Source organism: Cellulomonas citrea, assembly GCF_009829685.1.
GTDB lineage: Bacteria > Actinomycetota > Actinomycetes > Actinomycetales > Cellulomonadaceae > Cellulomonas > Cellulomonas citrea.
Genome location: NZ_VWSD01000212.1, coordinates 1 through 3,472 on the forward strand (window position 1 = coordinate 1; position 3,472 = coordinate 3,472).

Below are 3,472 nucleotides of genomic sequence, written 5' to 3' on the forward strand. Positions count from 1 at the left end.
CGGCCGGAGCCGGCGCGGACGACGTCCGGGCGGGAGCCTTGGGTGCGGGGGCCGCCGGGGCGGCGGAGCCGCCGGCCGGGTAGGCGGACCGCAGCTTGCGGACCACCGGCGGCTCGATCGTGGACGACGGCGTGCGGACGAACTCACCGAGCTCGTTCAGCTTCGCCATCAGGGCCTTGCTGTCAACCCCGAGCTCCTTCGCGAGCTCGTAGACGCGGACCTTGGACACTGCTCTCCTGTCTCGGCCCGCCCGGACAGGGTCGGACCGCGGTTAGTTCAGGGTGGTCATTGCGCACTCATCGGTGCACGCTCATCGGGCAGCCATCGGCTTCGTGACCCGCTTTCCTCATCGTTGTTCGGCCCGAGGTTCCGGGCCGTCCTGCACCGGGCCGGTGGCCCGGTCCGTCATCACCGTGAGCGCCGCGCGCAGCGCACCGGTGTCGAGCGGCCCCGTCGATCTCAGGGCCCGTCCGAACGCCCGTCGCCGCTCGGCGAGCTCAAGGCACTCCAGGTCCGGGTGCACCCAGGCACCCCGTCCCGGCATCCGGGCGGCCGTGTCGAGCACGAGCCGCGGGGACTCCGCGTTCGCACCGGCGACGACCACCCTGAGCAAGGACGACCGCGAGTCTCGGGCACGGCAGCCCACGCACGTGCGGACCGGGCCCACCGGGGGCACCACGGCATCAAGGACGTCGGGGGCCGACAGCGGGGACCGCCTGCGCGGTGAGGACTGCCGGGCACGCGACCCGGCTCCGGCGAGTCTACCGCGCCGCTTCACCGGGCGGGACCGGCGGCACCGTCCTGCTCCGGCGCGGCCTCGTCGGAGCGGATGTCGATGCGCCACCCGGTGAGCTTGGCGGCGAGGCGGGCGTTCTGCCCCTCCTTGCCGATCGCGAGCGAGAGCTGGTAGTCCGGGACGACGACCCGGGCCGAGCGGGTGGCCTCGTCGACCACCGTGACCGACACGACGCGGGCCGGCGACAGCGCGTGGCCGATCATCGCCGCGGGGTCGTCGGAGTGGTCGACGATGTCGATCTTCTCCCCGTGCAGCTCGGCCATGACGGCGCGCACCCGGTTGCCCATCGGGCCGATGCAGGCGCCCTTGGCGTTGACGCCCGGCACCGTGGCGCGCACCGCGATCTTGGTGCGGTGCCCCGCCTCACGGGCCAGCGCGGTGATCTCGACCGTGCCGTCGGCCACCTCGGGGACCTCGAGCTCGAACAGCTTGCGCACCAGGTTCGGGTGGGTGCGCGACAACGTGATCTGCGGGCCGCGGCTGCCCCGGGCGACCTCAAGCACGTAGGCCCGCAGCCGCTCGCCGTGCACGTACTTCTCGGTCGGCACCTGCTCGTGTGCCGGGAGCACCGCCTCGGTGCCACCGATGTCGACGAGCACCGTGCGCGGGTCACGGCCCTGCTGGATCACCCCGCCGAGGACCTCGCCCTCCTTGCCGCGGAACGTGCCGAGCACCGCGTCGTCCTCGGCGTCGCGCAGCCGCTGCACGATGACCTGACGTGCCGTGGCGGTGGCGATCCGGCCGAACCCGGCCGGGGTGTCGTCGAACTCCGGGCCCTCGACACGCGCCGCGGCCGGCCGCGGGGTCTCGTCCGGCTCCTCCTCACCGGCGGGCTCCACCGGCTCGGGGAGCTCCTCGCGGGCCCAGACGGTCACGTGCCCGCTGCGCCGGTCGACCTCCACCCGCGCCTGCGGGTGCGCACCGGGCGTGCGGTGGTAGGCGGACAGCAGCGCCTGCTCGATGGCCCCGACCAGCACGTCGAGGCTGATCTCCCGCTCGTGCTCGATGAGCCGCAGCGCCTGCATGTCGATGTCCACGTCAGTCCTCCTCGTCCTCGTGCGTCTCGTCGTCCTCGTGCGAGGCCAGACCCGACAGGTCCACCTCGACGCGGCCGGACCGCACCTCGCTCAACGCCAGCCGCCGTGCCGGCAGCTCGGCCGGTGGCCGTCCCTTGCGGACCGGAGCCCGCGGCGCCACCTCCAGCTCGTCACCGTCGACCGCCAGCAGGCGGCCCGTCGTCGTGCGCCCCTGGGAGTCGACGAGCGTCACCAGCCGACCCACCGCACGCACGAAGTGCCTGCGCAGCGTGAGCGGACGGTCCACCCCCGGGCTGGACACCTCGAGCGTGTACGCCCCGGGCAGCACGTCGCCGGCGTCCAGCGCCTGCGACACCGCCTCGGAGGCCTGTGCCACGCGGTCCAGGTCCAGGTCGCCCGGGTCGTCCTCGCCGACGTCGACGGTCACCTCGACGACCAGGCGCCCGCCGCTGCGGCGGGCGCGCACACCGTCGAGCACCAGGCCAAGACCCTCGACGACCGGGGTCAGTGCTCCGACGAGCCGCTGCTCGGACGCATCCATCGCTGCCTCCTCCTCACCTGCACAGGGGGACGATCGCGGGGCGACCGGTGTGCTGTTGTGGGCCACAGCCTAGTTCGTCGGTGCGCGCCTGCTGTCCGCCCTCGGGGCCGGGTGGCAGGATCGGGCGACGATGACCAGCTTCGTACGCCGCCTCGCGCTCACCCTCACGCTCGTGCTCGCCACGGCCGGCTGCGGGGTGCGGCTGGCCACCCCGGCCCCTACCGAACCGTCCCCGGGGCCCGTGGAGCAGGTGCGTGCACGGACCGTCGCCGACTCCCTCGAGCTTGCCGCGACCGCGACGGCGCTGGCCGCGACGGGCCTGGCCGAACCGGTCGCCGCGGTGCTGGCCGAAGTGAGCGCGCAGAGCACCGCGCACGCGGCGGCCCTCGGTGGGGTCTACCGCTCGGGCCTGCCGTCCAGCACACCGACGGCCACCGGGACCGCGTCAGCGCCGGTGCCGACCGCGGCCCAGCTGCTGACCGACCTGGTCGCTGCCGCCGGCACCGCGTCCGTCGACACCGACACGCTCACCGACGGCGCCCTGGCGCGGCTGGTCGGCTCGGTCGCGACGGCCCGCACCGAGCTCGCCGCTCGGCTCGCCGCTGCGCTCGGCACACCCGTCCCGGCGCCCGCACCGGTCGCGGCACCGGCACCGACCGGTGCGTCGACGAGCCCCGCGACCCCGCAGCCGTCCCCCTCGACGACCTCGCTGCCCGCCGGGACGCTGAGCGCCCTCGTGCTGGCGCACGACCAGGCCGGGTACGGGCTCGAGGTCATCGCCGCCCGAGGTGGTCCGGAGAAGCGGCCCGCGACCCTCGCTGCGGCCCGCGCGCAGCGCGCCGACGCCGAGCGGTGGGCGCAGGCCGCAGGTCTGGCCGGGACCAAGTCGGACCCACGACGAGCCCAGTACGCGCTGCCGGCCGGGCTCGAGCAGGCCGACGTCGCGAGCACGACCGCGGTCTCGCTGCTCACCGCGGTCGCCCAGGCCTACGGCGCCGCCCTGGCGGCCGCACCGGCCGGCGGACGGGCCGCGCTGCTCACCGGGCTCATGGTGGCCACCGCAGCCGCACGCGACCTCGGGGGCGCACCCGTCACCTT

General features: G+C 75.2%; 5 protein-coding genes. 1 reads left to right on the forward strand and 4 read right to left on the reverse strand.

The annotated features are described in order from the left end of the window. The 4 genes from F2B26_RS15130 to rimP form a co-directional block, all read right to left on the reverse strand. Positions 1-229, reverse strand: a 229-nt coding sequence (locus tag F2B26_RS15130; RefSeq protein WP_159810774.1) for a translation initiation factor IF-2 N-terminal domain-containing protein, incomplete at its 3' end; no start/stop codon positions are given. A 117-nt stretch (positions 230-346) separates the two neighbouring features. Then, positions 347-604, reverse strand: a complete 258-nt coding sequence (locus tag F2B26_RS15135; protein ID WP_235929706.1) for a YlxR family protein — start codon at positions 602-604, stop codon at positions 347-349. A gap of 170 nt (positions 605-774) precedes the next feature. Further along, positions 775-1,833, reverse strand: coding sequence for a transcription termination factor NusA (gene nusA / locus F2B26_RS15140; RefSeq protein ID WP_159810778.1), 1,059 nt, complete (start codon positions 1,831-1,833; stop codon positions 775-777). A 1-nt stretch (position 1,834) separates the two neighbouring features. Continuing rightward, positions 1,835-2,374, reverse strand: a complete 540-nt coding sequence (gene rimP / locus F2B26_RS15145; RefSeq protein WP_159810780.1) for a ribosome maturation factor RimP — start codon at positions 2,372-2,374, stop codon at positions 1,835-1,837. A 130-nt stretch (positions 2,375-2,504) separates the two neighbouring features. Here rimP and F2B26_RS15150 point away from each other — a divergent pair. Continuing rightward, the coding region (locus F2B26_RS15150; protein ID WP_159810782.1) for a DUF4439 domain-containing protein at positions 2,505-3,472 on the forward strand (968 nt) is incomplete at its 3' end.